Source organism: Gluconobacter aidae, from assembly GCF_009547075.1.
GTDB lineage: Bacteria > Pseudomonadota > Alphaproteobacteria > Acetobacterales > Acetobacteraceae > Gluconobacter > Gluconobacter aidae.
Genome location: NZ_WIPH01000005.1, coordinates 45,853 through 68,768, shown reverse-complemented (window position 1 = coordinate 68,768; position 22,916 = coordinate 45,853). Strand labels below are relative to the sequence as shown.

Below are 22,916 nucleotides of genomic sequence, written 5' to 3'. Positions count from 1 at the left end.
CCCCTTTTTCGTGAGACCTTCCATGACATCCAGCACCCTTCGCCGCGCCATCGTATCCGCAGACGATTTCGGCATGAGCCTTGAAGTCAACGAGGCCATCGAACAGGCCCATCGCAACGGCATCCTGTCCACGACCAGCCTGATGGTCGCGGGCGATGCCGCCGAAGATGCCATCCGGCGTGCGAAGACCATGCCGGATCTGAAGGTCGGACTGCATGTCGTGGCGATCGAGGGCAAGTCCGTGCTCGATCTGCCTGCCATCACGGATGAGCAGGGGTGGTTCGGGCGCAACCAGTTGCGTCTGGGTGTCGAGTATTTCTTCTGCCCGGCCGCGCGCAAGGCCCTGCGCCGCGAGATCGTCGCCCAGTTTCGGGCTTTCGCCGGGAGCGGGCTGACGCTCGATCATGCCAACGCCCACAAGCACATGCATCTGCATCCGACCGTGGGACGTTTCCTGATCGAGGCCGGGCTGGAGCATGGACTGCAGGCGGTGCGCTCGCCCTTTGAGCCGCCGGAGCCTGTTGAAGCCAACGACACGCTGGGAGATCGTGCCCTGCGTCACTGGATCGGCGTCCTGCGTCACCAGATCCGCAAAGCGGGTCTGAAGACCAATGACTGGTGTTTCGGTCTGCGCTGGTCCGGCCATATGACGCCGGATCATATTCGCGGCCTCATTCCGCGCCTGCCGGCTGGCACGAGCGAAATCTACTTTCACCCCGCCACAGCCCAGAACGCCATGATGAAGCGCTTCATGCCGGGCTATGAGCAGGAAGGCGAGCTGGCCGCCCTTCTGGACCCGGCTGTGCGGGCGTCATTCGACCGGTCTGGGGTCGCCCGCATCGGCTGGGCCGATCTGTAAGACCGGCCCTGACCGGCGGGGCAGGGTAAGCCTCAGGCCGTCAGCGTAAACGCCTCGGTCGGGCGCGCGCCATAGCGCGTGATGATCTCGCCGGCAGCCTGATTACCCAGCTTCGCGCAGGTCACGAGGTCATGCTTCCTGCTCAGACCGGCGAGGAAGCCCGCGGCGAATGCGTCACCGGCGCCCGTGGTGTCCACGACCTTCACTTCGGTCGTCGGCACGTCATGGCGCTCTCCGTCGCCGATCACGACCGCGCCCTTCTCGCCGCGCGTGATGACGGCCAGCTTCGTCTCGGCGGAGACCTGTGCGACGGCCTCTTCGAAATCGGTGACTTCATACAGGGCCAGAAGTTCGGCTTCGTTGGCGAACAGGATGTCCACATGACCGGCCACAAGTTCGTGGAAGGCAGCGCGATGGCGTTCCACACAGAACGTGTCGGACAGCGTCAGGGCGACCTGACGGTTGGCCTTGCGGGCCAGGCGGGCAGCGTGTTCGAATGCTTCCTGGGCCTGCGGCTTGTCGTACAGATAGCCTTCCAGATAGGTGATCGCCGCATCGGCCACGACGGATTCGTGCACGTCCTCGGGTGTGAACTCCGTGCAGGCACCGAGATAGGTGAACATCGTCCGCTGGCCTTCCGGCGTGACCAGAACGATGCAGCGTGCGGTCGGGGTGCCATCGGCGGCCGGCAGCGGCTCGGACGGGAAGGTGATGCCCTGCTCGCGGATGTCACGTGTGAAGTGGTCGCCGGCTTCGTCAGCCGTCACCTTGCCGAGATACGCAACCTTTGCGCCCATGCGGGCCGCCACGACGGCGGTGTTCGCGCCGGAACCGCCGCCGGTCACATTTTCGATATCGACACGGCTTTCGATGGCATGCGCCGTAGGAGCGTCAATCAGGGTCATGCTCCCGGCAGCGGCGCCAAGCCCGTCGATCAGATCCTGGCCCACAGGGGCGAGAACGTCGACGATGGCATTGCCGATACACAGAAGGTCATGCTGGGGTGCAGACATTGGAACTCCGGTCAGGTCGCTGAAAACTTCAGAAAAAAACATTTAACGGGCGGACTGCGCCATTAAATCAACACGATCATAGGTCCCCTGTGGGTTCACGCCAACTCCCGGTCCATCCGGCGCCGTTTTCCTGCGTGGCCATTCGGCACATTTATGGAAATGCGCGTCTTGTCCCGCCGGGTGGTGAGCGTGTAGCGTTGTCGAAAGGCCCGACCTGACTGTTCCGCCCTCGCGATGGAACATACGGGAGATGTCCTAGACAGAGAGTGTTCTTTTCCAGATCCGCAGCGGGGTTTCCTTGTTCAGAAGACGCAAACCGGAAGATGACTCCAAACCTGCAGAGAACAGCAAGCTCGCAGGACAGCCCATTTTCCCCAACCGGCCGGACGCTCCCAGCCAGACGGCTCCCGCGTCAGGATCCGGATCGCCTGCCAGTCCCCAGCAGCCCAACCAGCAGAAGGACCCCGCTCCCATGGGTCGTACCCCTTTTCCGACACCGCCGTCCCCCAACTCTCCGACGGGCGCGATGCCGGCAGGGGCTCCGCGCCCTGGTGCGGCCGCCGTTCCGGGCGCACCCCGCCAGACCGGTCCGGAGCGCCGCACGCTCGTCGTGGGCCGTGGCATCAGCGTCCAGGGTTCGGTGCAGGACGCCGAGCGCCTCGTGGTCGAAGGGACCGTCGAATCCAGCATGATCCAGGCCAGCGAGCTTCAGGTCACGCATGGCGGCGTCTTCCGCGGTGGTGTTGAAGTCGAGGACGCGGAACTGGCCGGCACGATTGACGGCACCCTGACCGTCAATGGCAGCCTGACGATCCGCTCCACCGGCCGTCTGATCGGCAAGGTGAAGTGCCGTCGCCTGCAGGTCGAGGACGGGGGGCAGATCACCGGTCAGCTCGAAATGATTACGGATGGTGCGCCCATACGCCCGGCTGCCAGCGACGCCGCCAAGGCCGGCCCGGCTGCTGGTGAAGGTGCCAGCGAAGCCCCCTGATCCGTTTTCCGGACCAGCAGAAAGCCCGTTCCCGTGTCGGGGCGGGCTTTTTTGTGTCCGGGTCCTTTCCGCTGGCGGCAGAACATCGCCCAGGGCCGCCCAGACAGGAGAAGCTCCATGACATTCCGTCTGCTCCCCGCAGTTGCCGCAGCCCTGCTGTGCGCCCCCTTCGCCGCGTCCGCGCAGGGTCTTTTCGGGCAGGCCCTGACACGCCAGGCCCCCCACGACATGCCTGCCACCTGCGATAATGCCCGTTTCCTTGCGGATCAGCAGGGGCTTGAGCAGTCCGGCCCCACCCGCATCGATCTTCCCGAGCATCTGTGCGGACAGGTCCTCGCCATTTCTCCAAAGGCCAGACGGACCCGCAGCGGCTGGCATGGCTATTTCTATGTGTCGGTCGGGCAGGGTGTTTCCATCCGGATCGTCTCCGACCTCGATGAGATGAACGCCCCCCAATGGCCCTGGGTCAACAAGGGCGATCAGGTCGAAGTGCAGGGGCGGTATTACTACGACAGCCTGCGTCGTCAGGGTGTGGACTGGACCCATCACGGCACGAGCCGCAAATGGCGCTGGCCCGGCTATGTGGTCGTGAACGGCACCCGGTACCAGTAACGAAAAAGGCCCGGCGAGACAGTGTCTCACCGGGCCTTTTTCTTGTTGGAAAGGGCTTCAGTTTGTCGCTTCGTCTTTCTTGGAAGCCCCATCCTCGCCCCTGGCGCTGTCCCGACCTTCGATGATGTCGAAGTCGAGCGCGCCGTTCTTCATGCCGATCTTCACGGCGCCACCCTGAGCAAGCCGCCCGAAGAGCAGCTCTTCCGCCAGCGGTTTCTTGATGTGCTCCTGAATGACGCGGCCCAGAGGACGTGCGCCATACAGGCGGTCATATCCGCGCTCGGCCAACCACTCTTTCGCGCTCGAGGAGATCTCGATCGTGACATGACGATCGGCAAGCTGCGCCTCAAGCTGCAACACGAACTTCTCGACCACGCGGCCCACCGTTTCCGGCGTCAGGTTGGCGAATGGAATGATCGCATCCAGACGGTTGCGGAATTCCGGCGTAAACAGCCGCTTGATTGCCTCTTCATCCTCACCGCTGCGCACGGTCCGGCCAAATCCGATCGTCTCCTTGGACAGATCCGCCGCGCCCGCGTTCGTGGTCATGATCAGGATCACGTTCCGGAAATCAACGACCTTGCCGTTGTGGTCCGTCAGGCGACCATGATCCATGACCTGAAGCAGGACATTGAACAGGTCCGGATGGGCCTTTTCGATTTCGTCCAGAAGCAGGACCGCATGAGGATGCTGGTCGATCGCATCCGTCAGCAGACCGCCCTGATCGAACCCGACATAACCCGGCGGCGCACCGATCAGGCGGGAGATCGAATGACGCTCCATGTATTCGGACATGTCGAAGCGGATCAGCTCGATTCCAAGCGAGTTGGAAAGCTGTTTCGCGACTTCCGTCTTGCCGACACCCGTGGGGCCGGAGAACAGGTAGTTGCCGATCGGCTTTTCCGCATCGCGCAGACCCGCACGGGACAGCTTGATCGCCGCCGCCAGTGCGTCGATCGCCTTGTCCTGCCCGAAGACCATGTTGCGGAGATCCCGCTCCAGGTGGCGCAGGGTCTCACGGTCATTAGCCGAGACGCTTTTGGGAGGGATGCGGGCGATCTTGGCGATCGCCTCTTCCACATCTTTCAGCGTCACCGTCTTGCGGCGCTTGTTCTCGGGCACCAGCATCCGCGCCGCGCCGACTTCGTCGATCACGTCGATCGCCTTGTCCGGCAGTTTACGGTCATGAACATACTTGGCCGCCAGTTCGACCGCGCCGCGCAGGGCCTCGTCGGTGTAACGGACCTTGTGATGCTTCTCGTAACTGCCTTTCAGGCCGCGCAGGATCTTGATTGCGTCTTCGACGGAAGGCTCAGGCACGTCGATTTTCTGGAAGCGGCGCACAAGTGCCCGGTCCTTCTCGAAATGCTGGCGAAACTCCTTGTAGGTCGTCGATCCGATGCATCGCAGCGTTCCCGCAGCCAGGGCTGGCTTGAGCAGGTTGGAGGCATCCATCGCACCGCCGGAAGTGGCCCCGGCGCCGATGACCGTATGGATTTCGTCGATGAACAGGATCGCGCCCGGCGTCTGGTCCATTTCCGTCACGACGGCCTTCAGCCGCTCTTCGAAATCGCCGCGATAGCGCGTGCCAGCCAGAAGCGATCCCATGTCGAGCGAGTAGATCGTGCTGTTCAGCAGCACTTCCGGCACGTCGCCTTCCACGATCCGCTTGGCCAGACCTTCGGCAATGGCCGTCTTGCCCACGCCCGGATCACCCACATAGAGCGGGTTGTTCTTGGTGCGGCGGCACAGGATCTGGATCGTGCGTTCGATTTCCTGATCGCGGCCGATGAGCGGATCGATCCGCCCTTCACGCGCCCGCTCGTTCAGATCGACGCAATAGGTCGCCAGCGCGCCTTCCTTGGTGCTTTCCTTGCGCTCCTCACGCTCGGACGTGTCCTTGGAAGCCGCGGCCGGACGCCGTCCCGCGCCACGGTCCGGAGCCTTGGCAATGCCGTGGGAGATGAAATTGACCGCGTCGAGTCGCGTCATGTCCTGCAACTGCAGGAAATAAACGGCATGGCTTTCGCGTTCGGCAAACAGGGCCACGAGGACATTCGCGCCCGTGACTTCGTCGCGACCCGTGCTCTGGACATGGATCGCCGCCCGCTGGATCACGCGCTGGAAGGCCGCGGTCGGCTTGGGTTCTGTCGGGCGTTCCGCCGCCAGTCCCGCCAGATCCTTGTCCAGAAAATCCTTCAGGTCGGAGCGCAGCTTGTCGAGGTCGATGCCGCATGCCCGGAAGACCGTCAGCGCATCGTCGTCCTCTGTCAGCGCGAGCAGAAGATGTTCGAGGGTTGCATATTCGTGACGCCGCTCACCTGCGAATGTCAGTGCGCGGTGGAGCGTCTGTTCGAGCGTACGGGACAGCATGGGATAGCGCTCCTCTCGACCTCTCGTAGGAAAGGTATCTTGTCGCGGAGTAACGTGTAACGCCAGTCAGAAACGCAGCAGGAAACAACAAATTATCCTGCATCCGTGCTTTTCTGTCTGTCGGACGGATCAGTCTTTCTCGATCGTGCACTGAAGGGGATGCTGGTTCTGGCGTGCCAGATCCATCACCTGTGTCACCTTGCTCTCGGCAACTTCATATGTGAACACACCGCAGATTCCAACACCACGCTGATGGACCTGAAGCATGATGGACGTCGCCTCATCGCGCGTCTTGGAAAAGAAACGCTCCAGGACATGCACCACGAACTCCATTGGCGTGTAGTCATCATTGAGCATCAGAACCTTGTACATGGAAGGCTTGCGTGTCCGGGTTCGGGGACGCACCACCACCCCGATTTCAAGGTCCTGATCCCCGTCCCCGTCTTCTGGTCCATGAGGTGGCATGGAGTCGGGAGACTCCGGTCCCATGCGGGATTCGAGCCGTGAGAACGCGGCGCGGAGAAGGCCATTCGGACAGGGAGGAAGATCATAAGAAGACATGACTGGTATGATATGGTGCGAATTTCGGTCTTGAGAAGGGCTGCGCGCCTCTGAAATGAGGTTTTTATGCGCCTTCCGCCATGATGCTGCCGCGTTTGCCGCCTGCTTACGAAAAATTAAGGAAAGTCCTTCAAAGCTGGTGGACGGGAAGTTTTTAATGCGCCTAAAGTATCAGCAATGCAGGTGGCTTTAGAGCCCGAAACCTTTCCCGCGACGATGTTCCGTTCAGAGGCTGTCAGACAAATGCGTTTCCCGTTCCAGAAAGCTTTTCTGTTGTGCGCCATGACAGCCATGGGTCTGGGATCTGCGAAAGCGCAGTATGCCGGGCATATGTCCACTTATGTGATGGATGCCCGCACGGGCGCGGTTCTCTCGGCAACGGATGCCGAGTTGCAGCGCTATCCGGCGTCCCTGACCAAGCTCATGACCCTGTATCTGACCTTCCGTGCTCTTGAGGCGCATCAGATCACGCTGAACGAGCAGGTTCCGGTCTCCATTCACGCATCCGTCCAGGCGCCTTCCAAGCTCGGGCTCGTGCCGGGGACGCGCCTGACGGTGGAGCAGGGTATTCTGGGACTCGTCACCAAATCCGCCAATGACGCCGCCTGCGCTCTGGGGGAGTTTCTCGGCGGGGGAGACGAAGTCCGCTTCGCGCAGCTCATGACGCAGCAGGCCCGTGCTCTTGGCATGACCAACACGACCTTCCGCAACGCGTCCGGCCTGCCGGATCCGGATCAGGTCACCACGGCCCATGATCTCGCCCTGCTGTCACAGCATCTGATTTCGGATTTTCCTCAGTATTACCACTATTTCAACGTGCCCTCCTTCTACTTCCATCGTCGTATGGTTCCGAACCATGATCCGATGCTGAAGATCTATGCGGGCGCGGATGGTCTCAAGACCGGCTATACCGATCTCGCGGGCCATAATCTCATCACCTCCGCGCAGCGGGGCAACGTCCGCCTGATCGGTGTGGTGATGGGGGCCCCGAACAACACCCGCCGTTCTATGGAGATGGTGGCGCTGCTTGACAAGGGTTTCGCGGATGAAGGCGTCGCGCCCCAGCCGCTTCTTCACTCGGTGGCGCCATCCGGCGTGCTGATGGCTTCGGCCCGTCGTCGCGGTCGTTTCCGTCATTCTGTTCTGCTCGCGGCGTCGCGCCCGATGGAAGTGGCCGATGCGCCGACTGCTTCGCGTCGTTATGGCCGGATTTCCCATCATGGTGCGGCCGTCCGGATGGTCAGCGCGCGTCATGTCGTCACCCACAAAAAGCGTTCCCGGCACAGCTGATACCGAAAATCTGACCTGCCGCCTTGCGATCCTGTCCGGACAGACGCATTTTGTCCGGGCTTTTTGAAGATTGAAGGATCGGGCAGCAGATATGGACAAAGCACGGGGTATCGTTCTCTACGATCAGAACGATTTCAAACATCTGCATCGCGTCGGTCGTCTGACGGCAGAGGCGCTGGACATGATTACTCCCCATGTTCAGCCTGGCGTCACCACGGAAGAGCTCAACCGGCTTATCCATGACTTCACGATCACTCATGGCGCCACGCCAGCCCCGTTGAACTATCGCGGCTATCCAAAATCCTGCTGCATCTCGATCAACCACGTCGTGTGCCATGGCATTCCGGGCTCCAGGAAGCTGTCCAATGGGGACATCGTCAATATCGACGTCACCTCCATTCTGGATGGCTGGTATGGCGACAGTTCGCGCATGTATATCGTAGGCAAGGCCCCCAGGAAGGCCGAGAAGCTGGTTGATGTGACCTATGACGCGATGATGCGCGGCATTGCCCAGGTTCGTCCCGGCAACACGCTTGGCGATATCGGTCATGCGATCCAGGAATATGCAGAGGCCAACCGCTTCTCCATCGTGCGGGATTTCTGTGGCCACGGCATTGGCCGCGACTTCCATTCCGAGCCTAACATCCTGCATTACGGCAGGCCGGGCGAAGGCGTGAAGCTCGTGGAAGGCATGGTCTTTACGATCGAGCCCATGCTGAATATCGGCCGCCCGGACGTGAAGATCCTTGATGATGGCTGGACAGCCGTCACTCGTGACCGCACCCTGTCCGCCCAGTTCGAACATCAGGTCGGCGTGACGGCCGATGGCTGCGAAATCTTCACCCTGTCCCCCAAAGGCTACACCAAGCCGCCCTATGGAGAGACTGCATGAGAGCGTTTCCGCTTTTCCTCGCCACGCTTCTGATCAGCAGCACGACGCTCGCCAATGCCGCGCCTCAGGCGCTCAGCTCCGCCCATGATCCGCTGGCCTTTGGTCCGGACCATGTGAATGCCGGCGTTCTGGCTTCAGGGCGGCACGGCATGGTGGTCTCGGCCCAGCACCTTGCATCTGATGCGGGGGCGCAAGTCCTGGCGCAGGGCGGTAACGCCGTCGATGCCGCCGTGGCCGTTGGATATGCGTTGGCTGTGGTTTATCCTGCCGCCGGCAATATTGGTGGTGGCGGGTTCATGACCCTGCGTCTGAAGACTGGCCAGACGGTCTTCATCGATTTCCGCGAGCATGCACCAGGTGCGGCAACGGCTACGATGTATCAGGATGCCTCGGGCAAGGTCATTCCGGGTCTGTCCACTGAGGGCTGGAAGGCGGTCGCGATTCCCGGCACGGTCGCAGGTCTGGACTCCATCCTTCAGAAATGGGGCAAACTGTCGCGCGCAAAGGCCATGGCGCCCGCCATCGCGCTTGCCCGTGACGGCTTCATTCTGAATCAGGGCGATGCGGATCTCCTGCACACGTCTACGCGCTATTTCCAGAAGGACCCGTATGCCCGGGCGTTCTATCTGCGCCCCGATGGCACGCCGCTTCAGGCCGGTGACCGGCTGGTGCAGAAGGATCTGGCCAACTCCCTGGAGCTGATTGCGAAGAAAGGTCCCAAAGCCTTCTATGACGGTCCGATCGCGAAAGAAATCGTGCGCGCCAGCACGGAAGGCGGCGGCCTGCTTCAGCCTGCCGACTTCACCTCCTATCATATCCGGCATCTCGAACCGATCCGCTGCACCTATCGTGGCTATACGATCGATACCGCGCCCCCGCCGAGCGGGGGTGGGGTTGCGCTGTGCGAGATCCTGAACATTCTGTCGGGCTATGACATGCATGCGCTTGGCCTGCACACGGCACCGTCCGTGCAGCGTGAAGTCGAGGCCATGCGTCACGCCTATTCAGACCGTCGTGACCTGGGCGATCCGGATTTCGTGCACAACCCCGTCGAGCACCTGATTGACCCGGCCTATGCCTATCAGATCCGTCAGGGCATTCCGACCGATCGTGCCCTTTCGTCCAGCACGCTCAGGGCAGGGGAGCCGCTTCCCGCTCCTGTGGCGCAGGCGGCACCCGACACGCAGGAAAAGCACGAGACGACGCAGTTCTCCGTTCTCGATCATGATGGCATGGCCGTTTCCGCGACCTACACCCTCAATGGATGGTTCGGTGCGGGCGTGATGGGCGGGCATACCGGTATCTGGATGAATGACGAGATGGACGATTTTTCGTCCAAACCGGGTGCGCCCAACATGTTCGGCATCGTCGGTTCGGAAGCGAATGCGATCGCGCCGGGCAAGACGCCCCTGTCGTCGATGTCTCCGTCCATTGTGTCGCGGGACGGGAAAACCGTCATGGTGATCGGCAGCCCGGGGGGATCGCGTATTCCGACCATTACGCTGTCCGTCATTCTCGGTGTGATCGATTACGGGCTGGATATCCGTCAGGCCGTGGATCTGCCGCGAATCCACGAACAGTGGGAGCCTTCGGCCGTCGAACTGGAGCCCGATGCGCTGTCTGACGAGACCATGCAGACCCTCAAGGCCGAAGGTTATGCCCTGTCGCCTCATCGTCCCTGGGGTGTGGCCGAGGGGATTCTTGCGGGCCGACCCAGCCTGTCCGCCGCCAAGACCGGTCTGATCTATGGCGCGGCCGATCCGCGTCATGCGGGTGGCGAGGCTGTCGGGGAGTAACGGGGCGTGGTGAGGGCGTTCTCTCATGATTGGGGGTTGTCAGGCACCCCCGTCTCTGTGTTAGGAGAGCGCCGGGAGGTCGGCTTTGGACGGATACCTTGCCAACCCGGTCAGGTCCGGAAGGAAGCAGCCGCAGTGAGTTTTATCCGGGTTGAATGTCCGGCCTCCTACCTCACCCAGTTACCGGATGCGCTTTTTGCGCAGCGTCCCGGCCGTTATCCTGCGGCTCCATCCTCCGCGCCGGGGGGGCGACATTTCCATGACTGATGAAAGCGATGATCTCCCCCTGCCACCTGAAAGCGGTGGTGGCTTCTTTGGAGATTCGCCAGCAGAGAAAAACGCCGCGATGCCCGTTGCCGAGGTCGCACCATATCGCGTTCTCGCCCGCAAATATCGTCCGCAGACTTTTGATGATCTGATCGGGCAGGACTCTCTGGTCCGGATTCTGCGTCGGGCTTTCGAGCTTGAACGTGTGGCGCATGCCTTCATGCTGACGGGCGTGCGTGGTGTCGGCAAGACGACGACCGCCCGCATCATCGCCCGTGCCCTGAACTGCATTGGTCCGGACGGCAAGGGTGGTCCAACGGCCGATCCGTGCGGCGTCTGCGCCAACTGCACGGCCATTCTGGCGGACCGTCATCCTGACGTCCTGGAAATGGATGCCGCCTCCCGCACTGGCGTGGATGACGTACGTGAAATCATCGAGGCCACGCGCTTCCGTCCGATGCAGGCGCGGATGAAGGTCTTCATCATCGATGAAGTCCACATGCTCTCGCGCAATGCCTTCAATGCGCTGCTTAAAACTCTTGAAGAGCCGCCGCCCCAGGTCACGTTCATTTTTGCTACGACAGAACTGCGCAAGGTTCCGGTCACGGTCCTGTCACGGTGTCAGCGATTCGATCTGCGTCGTGTCCCGCAGTCTCTTCTGGCCGGGCACTTTCACAATATCGCCGTCAGGGAAGGAGCGACTCTTTCCGAAGACGCGCTTGCCCTCATCGCCCGCGCGGCCGACGGCTCCGTACGTGACGGGCTTTCGCTGCTCGATCAGGCGATCGCGCAGGGGGCCAGCGACGCCGATGCCGTGGCCGATATGCTCGGTCTGGCGGATCGCGGACTGGTTTTCGATCTGCTGGATACCCTGATGGCCGGCAAGCCCGCGGACGCGCTGGACCTGACCGATCGGGCCTATGCCCGCGGCGCCGATCTCGGCGTTCTGCTGGCGGACCTGCTGGATCTGCTGCATCTGATCTCACGCCTCAAGGCCATTCCATCTCTGCGGGAAGGCCGGGATCTGCCGGAAGCTGAGCGCACGCGGGGTGCGACTCTGGCCGATCGGCTGTCCAATGCAGTTCTGGGGCGCGCCTGGCAGATCCTGCTCAAGGGGGTACAGGAAGTCGAAACCGCTCCGGACCGCCGTCAGGCCGCCGAGATGGTGCTGATCCGCCTGTGTCACGCCAGCCTGCTGCCCACGCCTGACCGCCTGATCCGCCAGTTGACCGAAGGGGGGCAGGATCTGTCGCTCCCGGCTGCTCCATCAGGCCCGATGGGTGGCACGTCTTCCGCCGCGCCGTCCGGTGCGGTCAGCGGCATCGCGTCCAGCAGTGTCAGGGAAGCATCTGGTGGTCACGGGCCTCGCGCGCATGTCCGGCTGGTTGCCAATGGGGGCGAGATCGTCGAGCCCGGCATCGGTTACGCCGAACCTGTCCCGCAGCCAGAACCCGAACCCGAGCTTCCGCCTCCGCCGCGGACCTGGCGTGAAATGGTGGCGATGGTGGCGCGTGAGCGTGAGCCCGTGCTGCACGGTCTGCTCCGCAATGCCGTGCATCTCGTGCGCTTTTCCCCGCCCGATGTGCAGATCCGTGCCGAAGAGCCACAGGCCCGCATCGAACGGCAGCTCCAGAAGCTGCTGGATCGCGTCTATCCCGGCCAGTGGCGCGTCAGTGCCTCGACGGCTCCGGGCGAGCCGACGCTGGATGAGCAGGGCGCCGAGGTCATTGCCATCAATCAGGCTTCGGTGGAGGAGCACCCGTTGGTGCAGGCTATCCTGAAAGCCTTTCCCGGTGCGAAAATCGGGGAAGTGCAGGATCACTCCCTTGATGAATATGGTCTGCCGCCGGAAATCACCGTGCCGCTGACCGATGATGCGCCACCCGATCTGGAATTCGCGCCGCTGGATGCCGATTTCCTTGATGAAGACGATCTGAATCTGAACCGATAGGACGATACTGATGAAGAACCTTGCCGGACTGATGAAGCAGGCCAGCCAGATGCAGGCCAAGATGGAAGCCGCGCAGAGCAATCTGGCGTCTCTTGTGGTTGATGGTTCGGCCGGTGCGGGCCTGGTGACGGTCAAGCTGACGGGCAAGGGCGAGATGCGTGACCTGAAAATTGACCCGCAGCTGGCCGATCCGAGTGATATTGAAACGCTTCAGGACCTGATTGTTGCGGCCTATACGGACGCCAGGACCAAGGCTGAAGCTGCAAGCTCCGAAGCCATGCGTGACGTGACAGGTGGACTCGATCTTCCGGCTGGACTGAAGCTGCCGTTCTGATCCGGGTAGGGATATGACGCCCATGATGGGCCACGGCGACATCGACCGGCTGATCACCATGCTCGCGCGCCTGCCGGGACTGGGGCCACGCTCCGCCCGTCGGGCCGCGCTGGCTCTTCTGCGCCAGCCGGAAAGCCGGATGCTGCCACTCGCCCATCTGATGGAGCGCGCCGCCACGAGCGTGAAGACCTGCTCCCTGTGCGGCAATCTCGATACGGTCGATCCGTGCCATATCTGCACGGATGCAGGGCGTGACCGGGGCCTGATCTGCGTGGTCGAGACCGTGGGCGATCTCTGGGCGCTGGAACGCGCAGGCGTCCATCGCGGGGTTTATCAGGTGCTGGGTGGCACCCTGTCCGCGCTGGCCGGGCTTGGTCCGGATGACCTGAATGTCCGCCCCCTGTTCGAGCGGATCGAGGAAGGCGGGGTGCGGGAAGTCATTCTTGCTCTCAGCGCCACTGTCGAAGGGGCGACGACTGCCCACTGGCTTCAGGAGCGTCTTCTGCCTACAGGCGTGACCGTGACGCGCGTGGGGCATGGGGTGCCCATGGGAGGTGCGCTGGATGTGCTGGATGATGGCACACTGGCCGCGGCTCTCACGGCCCGTCGCTCGCTCTGACCATGACATCGCCATTGCGCATTTCGCCGCGCGTCCCCCGTGTCGCTCTCGTCACGGGAAGCGCGCGTCGTATCGGCGCGTCCCTCGTGGAGATGCTGGCGGAGCAGGGATTCGCGGTCGCCATTCACTGCCGTGACAGCACGAATGATGCCGAGGCCCTGCTGAAGCGGATCGGGGGCAAAGGCTGTGTCCTCAAAGCCGATCTGCAACGCGAAGAAGAGGTCGAAGCGCTTCTGTCCCATGCCGGTGCCGCGCTTGGCCCGGTCGGTATCCTCATCAACAACGCCTCCGCCTTTGTCCGCGACGAGATCGGGAGCGTGACCCGCGAAAGCTGGGACCTGCATCTCGAAACCAATCTCCGCGCGCCCTTCGTGCTCTCGCAGGCCATGGCGCAGGCGCTTCCTGAAGGCGCCGAGGGCCTGATCCTGAACATGCTGGACCAGCGTGTGTGGAACCTGACCCCGCATTTCGTCAGCTATACCCTGTCCCGCACGGGATTATGGACCCTGACGCAGACCATGGCTCTCGCACTCGCGCCCCGGGTGCGGGTGAACGCCATCGGTCCCGGGCCGGTCCTGCCGGCCGTGCGTCAGACGCAGGAGCATTTTGACAGCATGTGCGCCCGAACTCCGCTGCAACACGGCTCCTCGCCCGAGGAAATCGCACAGGCCGCGTTCGCGCTGTTTGCACTGCCCTCCGTGACAGGCCAGATGCTTGCGCTCGACGGTGGGCAGCATCTGAACTGGTCGCCCGCCTCCTGAAGCCTCAGGGGCGGATCGCGGCGGGAAGATAATCTTCCACGACGAGCGAAATCGGTGCGTCATCGATACCGCGTCTCAGCAGCGCCCGGTTTTCCAGAACGATTCCCGAAGCCTGGCCCGGGAAACGTGTTTCGAGTCCCTGCCGCCGGAAAGCCGTCTGGTGGACCACACGACCGAACGGGATGTCGGTCTGTTCAAGCAGTGTGTTCATTGCGGGGGAAAGTCGCTCGGGCACATACCAGTTCCAGGCGTCCGACAGCACGGTCTCGCCGCACAGCAGCCGGACATGCCGTGTCATGACCTGATGCGTCTCGCGGACCTGGAGGAGCGTCAGGATGTCTTCTGTCACGGCCCGGTCCACGCCCAGGCGGATTACCCGGATCGGAGTGGGGCAGCGGGCCTGAAGCACGGCCGTGGCGCTGGGCTGGCTGTCGAGCCGGGCCCTGAATGCGCGAACGGCTGCGCTGTCCGGAGCAAAAACACCTTCCGGATCAGAACAGCCGCTCATAAGTACCGCCAGAGAAACAGCCCGGAGGACTTTGGGGACAACCTTAGTTGTCGTCGCGGTCGTCCTTGTCATTCGGCACTTCGATGTCATTGCTGAGATCGTCGTCGTCATCGTCCAGGTCGTCGTCCGGGGCGATCACATCATCGTCGTCCTCATCTTCGGCGACTTCCAGATCCACGTCGTCCTCATGCTCGTTTGCCTGGGGCTTCGGATCCTTGTCTTCCGGCAGCGGAATCTCGCTGCGTTTGAGGCGGGAATCGTCTGGCTGCGTTGTGCCGCATTTCGGGCACACCGCAGGGACGCGGTTCAGGTCGTAGAAGCGGGCGCTGCATTCAACGCATGTCCGTTTCAGACCAAGTTCGGGTTTTGCCATTGTGCGGGAACCTGCTGATGCCTCGAATAAGGAACGCGGCCATGCCAGCTTGTGCGCGCCCTGTCAAATCCCGAAGCGTGATTCCTGACAGTTTTCAGACGCATGGCTGCGCCGCCCCGACATGATTTACGAGGTGATTGACAGGTGAGGGAAGCCCCAGCCAGAACATTGCCATGCAAGTCTCGCGCCCCCTGACCGTCTCCGCGTCCCCCAAGGGACTTTCCGGCCGTACCCGTGTTCCGGGTGACAAATCCATCAGCCATCGCTCGCTGATGTTCGCCGCTCTCGCTTCCGGCCGTACCCGCGTGACCGGCCTGCTCGAAGGTGAAGACGTGCTGCGGACGGCCGATGCCATGCGCGCCCTTGGCGCGACAATCACGCGCGAGGGCACGGAGTGGACCATTGAGGGCCGCGGCGTGGGCGCTTTGACCGAGCCTGCGGATGTTCTGGACATGGGTAATTCCGGCACGGCAGCCCGCCTGCTGTCCGGGATTCTGTCTTCCCATGCGTTCAACAGTGTCATGACGGGCGATGCCTCGCTCCGCTCGCGGCCCATGCGCCGCGTGACGGTTCCGCTGGCTGCCAATGGTTCCGAATTCCTGACCCGCGAAGGTGGCCGCCTGCCGATGGCCGTTCGCGGGACGGGCGAGGCCAAGCCGATCGAATACCGCCTTCCCGTCGCGTCCGCCCAGGTCAAGTCCGCCATCCTGCTGGCCGGCCTGAACGCCCACGGCACCACGGTCGTGGAAGAGCCCGTCGCGACCCGTGACCACACCGAGAACATGCTCCGCCACTTCGGCGTCGAGGTCGATGTTTCCCGCTTCGGTGCCGGCGGACGCCGAATCGCCCTGACGGGTCCGGTGCGCATGACCGCCCGTGACGTGACCGTCCCCGGCGATCCGTCCTCCGCAGCTTTCCCGATTGTCGCTGCCCTGCTGGTTCCGGGTTCGGATATCTGGATTGAAGGCGTGGGGCTCAACCCGCTGCGTACGGGGCTGTTCACGACCCTGATCGAAATGGGCGCCAGCCTCTCCATTGAAAACGAGCGTGTGGAAGGGGGCGAGCCTGTCGGTGACCTGCATGTGCGCTATAGCCGGCTCAAAGGTGTGGACGTTCCGCCGGAGCGTGCGCCGTCCATGATCGACGAATATCCGGTTCTCGCCGTGGCCTGTGCCTTTGCGGAGGGCTCGTCCCGTCTGCGCGGTCTGGAAGAGCTGCGCGTGAAGGAAAGTGACCGTCTGGCGTCCACGGTCGCCCTGCTGAACGTGAACGGCGCCGAAACCGAAGTCATCGGGGACGATCTCATCGTGAAGGGTGCCCATGCGCCTTTGGGTGGCGGCACGGTCGAGACCCATATGGATCACCGCCTCGCCATGAGCGCCGTCGTGCTTGGCCTTGCCGCCCGGAAGCCTGTGAACGTGGACGACACGGCTTTCATCGAAACCAGCTTCCCCGGTTTCGTGGACCTGATGAACGGTCTTGGCGCGGGGCTGACCCCGTGACGGCACGCCCGCTTGTCATTGCCGTCGATGGTCCCGCCGCGGCCGGGAAGGGTACGCTTGCCAAGGCGCTCGCTGCAAAGCTGGGACTGCCCTATCTCGATACCGGACTGCTCTATCGCGCCGTTGCCCGCCGGATGGTGAATGCGGGGCTGGATCCGGCTGACGATGCGTCGGCTGAGGCACGGGCCCTGCAACAGGCCGATCTGGCCCGGACGGATCTGCGGGTTCCTGAAATCGATCGTGGCGCTTCGCTCGTAGCGGCCCAGCCCGCAGTCCGCGTCGCCCTGCTGGATCGTCAGCGCGTTTTCGCATCTGAAACCGGGGCGGTTGTGGACGGACGCGATATCGGAACCGTCGTTTTCCCGAATGCGGATGTGAAATTCTTCATCACGGCGTCTCCACGCACCCGCGCCCTGCGTCGCCATGGTCAGGTCGGAGGCGGGACTCCGCTGGATGGGGGGGCTCTTGACGCTGCGGTGGCCGAAATCGTGGCGCGGGACGAACGCGACTCATCGCGTGAAACGGCACCTCTGGTGCAGGCCGCGGATGCGGTCCTGATCGAGACGGACAGCCTGTCCGCCGCCGAGGTCCTTGATAAAGCGTGCGAAATCGTGGCCCTGCGTCGGTCGCGAGGCTGAGCTGACGCTGGGGCACCCGTAAAACGGCTTTTTTTATTGACACCGCGCCCCCGCAGGGTGTTGGTGCACCGTATCGCCCGTCCCGAAGGGGAGGGGGATGGTCCGTCCCGCGTCTGGCAGGCGGATCGAACAGCCAATAACCCGATCTGACCGTTCATCGGCAGCGGGGAGACGTTGGGTCCCTCATGGATCTGGCGCAGACGTGGATATCCGCTCCGCCTGCGGAACGGGCATCCGGGAATATCGTATCTACATGGCTTCAGCCACTCAGACCCCCACGACCGAGCGCGCTCACGAAGATTTCGCAGCTCTCCTCGACGAGACCCTGGGCCGTGACACCGGCTTTGACGGTTCCGTCGTCACGGGCCGCGTTGTCCGCCTGACCGACGAATTCGCAATCGTCGATGTCGGCCTCAAGAGCGAAGGCCGCGTGTCTCTCAAGGAATTCGGTCCGGCCGGCGTTGCTCCGGACGTGAAGCCGGGCGATGTCGTCGAGCTTTATGTCGAGCGTTACGAAGACCGTGACGGCTCCATCGTCCTGTCGCGCGAGAAGGCTCGCCGCGAAGAGGCATGGACCGCTCTGGAGCGTGCGTTCGCCAACAACCAGCGCGTCAACGGCACGATCTATGGTCGCGTCAAGGGCGGCTTCACGGTTGATCTCGGCGGCGCCATGGCGTTCCTTCCGGGCAGCCAGGTCGACATCCGTCCGGTTCGGGACGTCGGACCCCTGATGGGCCAGCCGCAGCCGTTCCAGATCCTGAAGATGGACCGCGCCCGTGGCAACATCGTTGTCTCGCGTCGTGCCGTTCTCGAAGAGACCCGTGCGGAACAGCGCTCCGAGCTGATCCAGGGCCTGAAGGAAGGCATGATCCTCGATGGCGTCGTCAAGAACATCACCGACTACGGTGCGTTCGTTGACCTCGGCGGTGTTGACGGCCTCCTGCATGTCACCGACATCGCCTGGAAGCGCATCAACCACCCGTCCGAAGCCCTCCAGATCGGTCAGCCGGTCCGCGTGCAGGTCATCCGCTTCAACCCGGATACGCAGCGCATCTCGCTGGGCATGAAGCAGCTTGAAGCTGATCCGTGGGAAAACGTCGCCATCAAGTATCCGGCCGGCGCACGCTTCACGGGCCGCGTCACGAACATCACCGATTACGGTGCATTCGTGGAGCTGGAGCCGGGCGTCGAAGGTCTGGTGCATGTTTCCGAAATGTCCTGGACGAAGAAGAACGTCCATCCGGGCAAGATCGTCGCCACTTCGCAGGAAGTCGACGTCATGGTTCTGGACGTGGACAGCGCCAAGCGCCGCATCTCCCTCGGCCTCAAGCAGGTTCAGCGCAACCCGTGGGAGCAGTTCGAGGAAGAGCACAAGGTCGGTTCGATCATCGAAGGCGAGATCCGCAACATCACCGAATTCGGTCTGTTCGTTGGTCTTTCCGCAGACATCGACGGCATGGTTCACATGTCCGACCTGTCCTGGGACGAGCCGGGCGAAGCAGCCATGGCGCACTACGAGAAGGGCCAGGTCGTCAAGGCCAAGGTTCTCGACGTGGACCCCGAGAAGGAGCGCATCTCCCTGGGCATCAAGCAGCTTCAGGAAGATCCGGCAGCCGACACGCTGTCCCGCGTTCAGAAGGGTGCTGTCGTGACCTGCGTCGTGACCGCTGTCCAGAGCAACGGTATCGAAGTGAAGGTGGACGACGTCCTGACCGGCTTCATCCGTCGCGCCGAGCTGGCCCGCGACAAGGCCGAGCAGCGTCCGGAGCGTTTCGCGGTCGGTGAGAAGGTGGACGCCAAGGTCGTCTCCGTTGATCGCGCGTCCCGCAAGCTGGCCCTGACGATCCGCGGTCGCGAGGTCGAGGAAGACAAGGCTGCGATCAACGAGTACGGGTCTTCAGACTCGGGCGCATCCCTGGGTGATATCCTTGGTGCCGCCATCCGCCGTCGCAACACGGACGCCTGAGCATCTGCTCTGGTGAACAGGGAGAGGATTTTCTTTTCCTGATCGGGTATGAAAAGGGTCGCTTCGGCGGCCCTTTTTTTATTGAAAATTCATTCTTTCGGGGTGGGCTTTTTCTTAACCGTCCCATCCGCTACAAAAGGAGGTGTGCTGAGACGGAAATGTCGTGAACGGAGGGCATGCCCTGCTGGAATCCGGACGACTGGCCAACATTGAATATGGGAGTGGGCATCCGAGCCCAGAAATTGATGGCGGTCATTTACAACACAAACTATACCCACAATCCCAATTCCTATCTGACGCTTGCGGTTCAGCGGGCAGCCCAGACGCTTTTCGGCAAAGAGCAGGTTGTTGTCGCGGATAACATGAGCCTGGCCGGTATCGCAGCTTCAGGTGAACATGATGTCCTGATCTGCCTGGATGCCCAGCGGATCAATCTTCCGTTAATCCGTCGTGTTCGTCCTGCATTCAGGACCATGATCCTCTGGACATTCGAAGACCCGTTTATGCGGGATTTCAATGTCGAGAATGCCGAACTCTTCGATTTCGTTTTCACGAACGATCCGTCCTGTGCTGAATACTATCACGGCAAGGGGCATTACCTGCCGCTGGCCGCAAGCCCGTCGATTCATGAGCGCCCCGTACTTCCCGCTGCCGAGCTGGAATATGATATTTTCTTTGCCGGTACAATGTGGCCCAACCGGGTTCATACCCTGCGCAAGGTTATCGCAGCGTTCCCCGATGCCCGTCTCAAGCTCGTCTGCCCGACCAACGAATTCCTTCCGCCTCTGCCGGCCGATCTGGCTGCGCTGGCCATCCAGCGCCCGATCAGCCACGAAGCCTTCATTGATTTCGCGAATGTCAGCGCCGTCACCCTGACCATGTTCCGTGACTATGCCAGCCACGGTGATGTCAGTCAGGCGACGGCTCCAGGGCCGCGTTTCTTCGAACTGGCCCTGGCAGGCGCTGCCCAGGTCGTGGAAGCTCCGGAAAGCATGGGCGCCGAGCATTTCGAGACCGTGAACGGCATTGCCCTGGCCCGCGATGCCAATCAGGTCGTGGATGCCATCGCCCGGCTGCTCCAGCAGAAGGGCGCGCGGCGCAATGCGGCTCTGGCCGCGCAGAAATCCGTCGTATCGCAGCATCTGTACGAGCACCGTCTCGCGAAGATGCGCGACATTACTGGGGTTGACTTCGGTCGCCGCTCCAGGGCCCTCGCTCCTCTGCGCCGTCGTCGCCGGCTGCGTGTGCTCATGTGCACGCATTCTACGATTCATGAGCAGGCATGGGGTGGCGTCGAAGTCTACCAGCAGGGTCTGTGTGCGCTTCTGTCGCGTGATGTGGAGTATTTCTACTGGCTGCGTCGTGGCGGTTTCTGCCGCCTGACCACGGCCAACGGCCACGAACTGGAGCGTTTCGACGTGCCGGAAGTCGGCTGGCAGGACGCGATGTGCGATTCGCCCGAAGAAATGGCGTTCTCCAGCGTTATAAGCCAGTACAACGTCGATCTCGTTCATTTCCAGCATCTGGGACACCATGCCCTGTCGCTGCCGATCATCGCAAAAGCCAATGGCGCGGGTGTGATTTTCTCTGCCCATGATTTCTGGCTGGTTTCCGCCCGGTACAACCTGCTGAACCACGAACTCCGCTATGTCGAGGACGAAGTCCGCTCCGTTCTGGCCGCCGATATCACGCTCAATGCCTCAGAAAATGTGGATCATGGCGGGGAGCAGACACGTCGTGCCTTCGTGGCCAAGATGCTGCATTCGGTCGACGCCATCCTGTTCGGCACGGTCCATTCCCGAAATCTGACGCACGAAATCTATCCTGTGCTCGACACCAGGCGCAGCCTCGTGATGGGCATTCCCAGCCCCGACAATACCGTTCCGGTGGCGATGAAATCTTACGAGCCTCTGGGGGACCGTCCTCTTGGCGTCGCAATTGTCGGAAACTTCCTGCGGACCAAGGGTGCGGATACGATCCTCAACCTGATCGATATCGCCCATCCGGACCATTTTGTCTTCCATATCTTCGGTTATGTGCATCCGGAATATGAAGCGGTGCTGACCGCGGTCCCGCGCTCGCATGTCAAGATTTACGGCCGCTACGAGATGGGGGATATCGAGGCGCTGAAGGTGGCGGATGTCGCGCTGAACCTTTCGATCTGGCCCGAGACCTATTGCATTTCCCTGTCTGAGGCCTGGCAGAACGGTCTCATTCCCATCGTGACCGACGTGGGTGCTCTGGGAGACCGCGTCGAAGACGGCGTCAATGGTTTCAAGGTTCCCGTCAGCCGCCCGAGTATGGTGCTCGAACGCTTGGAACTGCTACGTTCGTCTGAGCCCCTGCGTCGTCAGATCATGCAGAACATCACGCCAGCGCTGTGGACCCATGCCCGGGATTATGCCGACGAACTGCTGAGGCTCTATCACGATATGGCGCCCCGTCGCGAAATGGGCGTATCGGAACTTCGTCTGGATGTCGGGCAGGTTCACCTTCTGGCCCATCCCACATGGCGCCATCAGGCTCCGCCGCGTCACATCTTCGATCCGCCGACCCTGCGAGACCTCTCCGTGGAAATGCCGGTTCCTGTTTCGGACTGGTTCTCGGTGCAGGGTGCAGAATGTTATATCGATGATATCTGTCACCACGTCTTTTCCGGGGTGGAAGAGAAACCCTTCCCGGGGGCTTCCGAATTTCATATTCGTGGATGGATGATCCTGCCGGGGATCAGTTCAGCGGGTCAGATGTTCACGGTCCTGCTGGGCGAAGATCCCGACAGCGCCATGATCTTCCTGGAATGCCAGCGCGAAATCCGTGTCGATATTGCGGAGCTTTTCGCGAATGCTCCCCGTCGCGCCGGTTTCTCTGGAAAGGTGGCCCTGCGTGGGAAATGGTGTGAAGGACGTTTCCGGATCGGTCTCATCAACGTGGTCAATGGTCAGGGAGCCTTCCAGTTGACGTCCATGCAGATCGAAGTCGAGGGCGGTCAGATCCGGAAGATCATCTGCTCTGCTCCTTCCAACGATCTCATCCTGTCCGACTTCCGCCGTGTCTCCCATAGTGATGGTCTGATGCGCGGTGTGAAGCTGTCGGGTGTCGGCAAGCACCATATGCATCCTTACACCTCCGGAGCGCTGGATTATTTCATTGACGATTTCACGGGTCTGGTTGGCGATCCTCCTGCTGAATTGACCCCGGATGGTCCTCTGTGGGTCCGGGGCTGGGTGTTTTTCCGTAATCTGGCCCGGGCCGGCCAGATCTATGGCGGGCTGGTCTCGGAAAGCCGTGACGAGATCGTGTTCTTCGCCCTGAGGCGCGTGATTCGCGCCGATGTCGGCACAGCGCATCGCGATGCGCCGCTCTGTGCCGGATTCAGCGGTACGTTCATGCCGCGCGAAGGCTATGCCCGCCCGCTCGATGGTGTCTATCGCTTTATCCTCGTGAATGTCGTGGGAGATGTCTACGGATCGAGAATGACGAATATTGCCGTGACATTCGACAACGGTGCGATCCTGTCCGTGGAATATGTCGACCTGCACACCGAGAACGTCGAACGCGGGGAACGTCTTCTCGCGGGAAAAGTCCTTTCCTGACCTGCGAGCAGGAGGCT

At 62.1% G+C, this 22,916-nt stretch carries 19 protein-coding genes and 1 other RNA gene; 15 read left to right on the top strand and 5 right to left on the bottom strand.

What is annotated here, in order from left to right:
- Nucleotides 1-22: 22 nt before the first annotated feature.
- Nucleotides 23-859 carry a hopanoid biosynthesis-associated protein HpnK gene (hpnK, locus tag GFJ39_RS03975; RefSeq protein WP_153430020.1) on the top strand — a complete coding sequence of 279 codons (837 nt, stop codon included), beginning with the start codon at nucleotides 23-25 and terminating at the stop codon, nucleotides 857-859.
- Between the two features lie 32 nt (nucleotides 860-891).
- Here hpnK and GFJ39_RS03970 read toward each other — a convergent pair whose 3' ends face one another.
- Nucleotides 892-1,872, bottom strand: a complete 981-nt coding sequence (locus GFJ39_RS03970) for an adenosine kinase (protein ID WP_153430018.1) — start codon at nucleotides 1,870-1,872, stop codon at nucleotides 892-894.
- Between the two features lie 298 nt (nucleotides 1,873-2,170).
- Between GFJ39_RS03970 and GFJ39_RS03960 the strand changes: the two genes are divergently transcribed.
- Together GFJ39_RS03960 and GFJ39_RS03955 are read left to right on the top strand one after the other, a co-directional pair.
- Entirely contained in the window at nucleotides 2,171-2,863 is a 693-nt protein-coding gene (locus GFJ39_RS03960; RefSeq protein WP_228391786.1) for a bactofilin family protein, read from the top strand.
- A gap of 117 nt (nucleotides 2,864-2,980) precedes the next feature.
- Complete coding sequence (locus GFJ39_RS03955) at nucleotides 2,981-3,475, top strand: DUF3465 domain-containing protein (protein ID WP_153430014.1); 495 nt, start codon at nucleotides 2,981-2,983, stop codon at nucleotides 3,473-3,475.
- A 57-nt stretch (nucleotides 3,476-3,532) separates the two neighbouring features.
- On the opposite strand, the gene clpA is transcribed toward GFJ39_RS03955, so the two are convergent.
- Nucleotides 3,533-5,848, bottom strand: coding sequence for an ATP-dependent Clp protease ATP-binding subunit ClpA (gene clpA, locus GFJ39_RS03950; RefSeq protein WP_153430012.1), 2,316 nt, complete (start codon nucleotides 5,846-5,848; stop codon nucleotides 3,533-3,535).
- 129 nt (nucleotides 5,849-5,977) lie between these two features.
- Complete coding sequence (gene clpS / locus GFJ39_RS03945) at nucleotides 5,978-6,409, bottom strand: ATP-dependent Clp protease adapter ClpS (RefSeq protein ID WP_407645857.1); 432 nt, start codon at nucleotides 6,407-6,409, stop codon at nucleotides 5,978-5,980.
- Between the two features lie 243 nt (nucleotides 6,410-6,652).
- On the opposite strand from clpS, the gene GFJ39_RS03940 reads away from it, so the two are divergent.
- The 8 genes from GFJ39_RS03940 to GFJ39_RS03905 all read left to right on the top strand — a co-directional run bounded on the left by GFJ39_RS03940 (nucleotide 6,653) and on the right by GFJ39_RS03905 (nucleotide 14,319).
- Entirely contained in the window at nucleotides 6,653-7,699 is a 1,047-nt protein-coding gene (locus GFJ39_RS03940; RefSeq protein WP_153430008.1) for a D-alanyl-D-alanine carboxypeptidase family protein, read from the top strand.
- A gap of 91 nt (nucleotides 7,700-7,790) precedes the next feature.
- Nucleotides 7,791-8,591, top strand: a complete 801-nt coding sequence (map, locus tag GFJ39_RS03935) for a type I methionyl aminopeptidase (protein WP_153430006.1) — start codon at nucleotides 7,791-7,793, stop codon at nucleotides 8,589-8,591.
- Complete coding sequence (ggt, locus tag GFJ39_RS03930) at nucleotides 8,588-10,387, top strand: gamma-glutamyltransferase (protein ID WP_153430004.1); 1,800 nt, start codon at nucleotides 8,588-8,590, stop codon at nucleotides 10,385-10,387. Before map ends, ggt begins: the two co-directional genes overlap by 4 nt.
- A gap of 74 nt (nucleotides 10,388-10,461) precedes the next feature.
- An RNA gene (gene ffs / locus GFJ39_RS03925) (signal recognition particle sRNA small type) lies at nucleotides 10,462-10,558 on the top strand.
- A gap of 88 nt (nucleotides 10,559-10,646) precedes the next feature.
- Nucleotides 10,647-12,605, top strand: coding sequence for a DNA polymerase III subunit gamma/tau (locus GFJ39_RS03920; RefSeq protein ID WP_153430002.1), 1,959 nt, complete (start codon nucleotides 10,647-10,649; stop codon nucleotides 12,603-12,605).
- 10 nt (nucleotides 12,606-12,615) lie between these two features.
- Nucleotides 12,616-12,939 carry a YbaB/EbfC family nucleoid-associated protein gene (locus GFJ39_RS03915; RefSeq protein WP_153430000.1) on the top strand — a complete coding sequence of 108 codons (324 nt, stop codon included), beginning with the start codon at nucleotides 12,616-12,618 and terminating at the stop codon, nucleotides 12,937-12,939.
- Nucleotides 12,940-12,961: 22 nt separating this feature from the next.
- The gene (recR, locus tag GFJ39_RS03910) at nucleotides 12,962-13,558 is read left to right on the top strand and encodes a recombination mediator RecR (RefSeq protein ID WP_153429999.1); all 597 of its coding nucleotides are present in this window, start codon (nucleotides 12,962-12,964) and stop codon (nucleotides 13,556-13,558) included.
- 2 nt (nucleotides 13,559-13,560) lie between these two features.
- Nucleotides 13,561-14,319: an SDR family oxidoreductase gene (locus GFJ39_RS03905; protein WP_153429997.1), complete on the top strand. Its 759-nt coding sequence runs from the start codon at nucleotides 13,561-13,563 to the stop codon at nucleotides 14,317-14,319.
- 4 nt (nucleotides 14,320-14,323) lie between these two features.
- Here the strand turns inward: GFJ39_RS03905 and GFJ39_RS03900 are convergent, their stop codons facing one another.
- Together GFJ39_RS03900 and GFJ39_RS03895 are read right to left on the bottom strand one after the other, a co-directional pair.
- A complete protein-coding gene (locus GFJ39_RS03900; protein WP_153429995.1) occupies nucleotides 14,324-14,827 on the bottom strand; it encodes a chorismate--pyruvate lyase family protein in 504 nt (167 codons plus the stop codon).
- Nucleotides 14,828-14,870: 43 nt separating this feature from the next.
- On the bottom strand, nucleotides 14,871-15,200 hold the full coding sequence (locus GFJ39_RS03895) for a TIGR02300 family protein (protein ID WP_153429994.1): 330 nt from the start codon (nucleotides 15,198-15,200) through the stop codon (nucleotides 14,871-14,873).
- A 173-nt stretch (nucleotides 15,201-15,373) separates the two neighbouring features.
- On the opposite strand from GFJ39_RS03895, the gene aroA reads away from it, so the two are divergent.
- From aroA to GFJ39_RS03875, 4 genes are all read left to right on the top strand, one after another.
- The gene (aroA, locus tag GFJ39_RS03890) at nucleotides 15,374-16,702 is read left to right on the top strand and encodes a 3-phosphoshikimate 1-carboxyvinyltransferase (RefSeq protein ID WP_153429992.1); all 1,329 of its coding nucleotides are present in this window, start codon (nucleotides 15,374-15,376) and stop codon (nucleotides 16,700-16,702) included.
- Complete coding sequence (gene cmk, locus GFJ39_RS03885; RefSeq protein WP_325062823.1) at nucleotides 16,699-17,340, top strand: (d)CMP kinase; 642 nt, start codon at nucleotides 16,699-16,701, stop codon at nucleotides 17,338-17,340. The genes aroA and cmk overlap by 4 nt, the downstream gene beginning before the upstream one ends.
- A 253-nt stretch (nucleotides 17,341-17,593) precedes the next feature.
- Complete coding sequence (gene rpsA, locus GFJ39_RS03880; RefSeq protein WP_153430113.1) at nucleotides 17,594-19,306, top strand: 30S ribosomal protein S1; 1,713 nt, start codon at nucleotides 17,594-17,596, stop codon at nucleotides 19,304-19,306.
- A gap of 245 nt (nucleotides 19,307-19,551) precedes the next feature.
- Entirely contained in the window at nucleotides 19,552-22,899 is a 3,348-nt protein-coding gene (locus tag GFJ39_RS03875; RefSeq protein WP_153429990.1) for a glycosyltransferase family protein, read from the top strand.
- The last annotated feature ends 17 nt before the right edge of the window (nucleotides 22,900-22,916 follow it).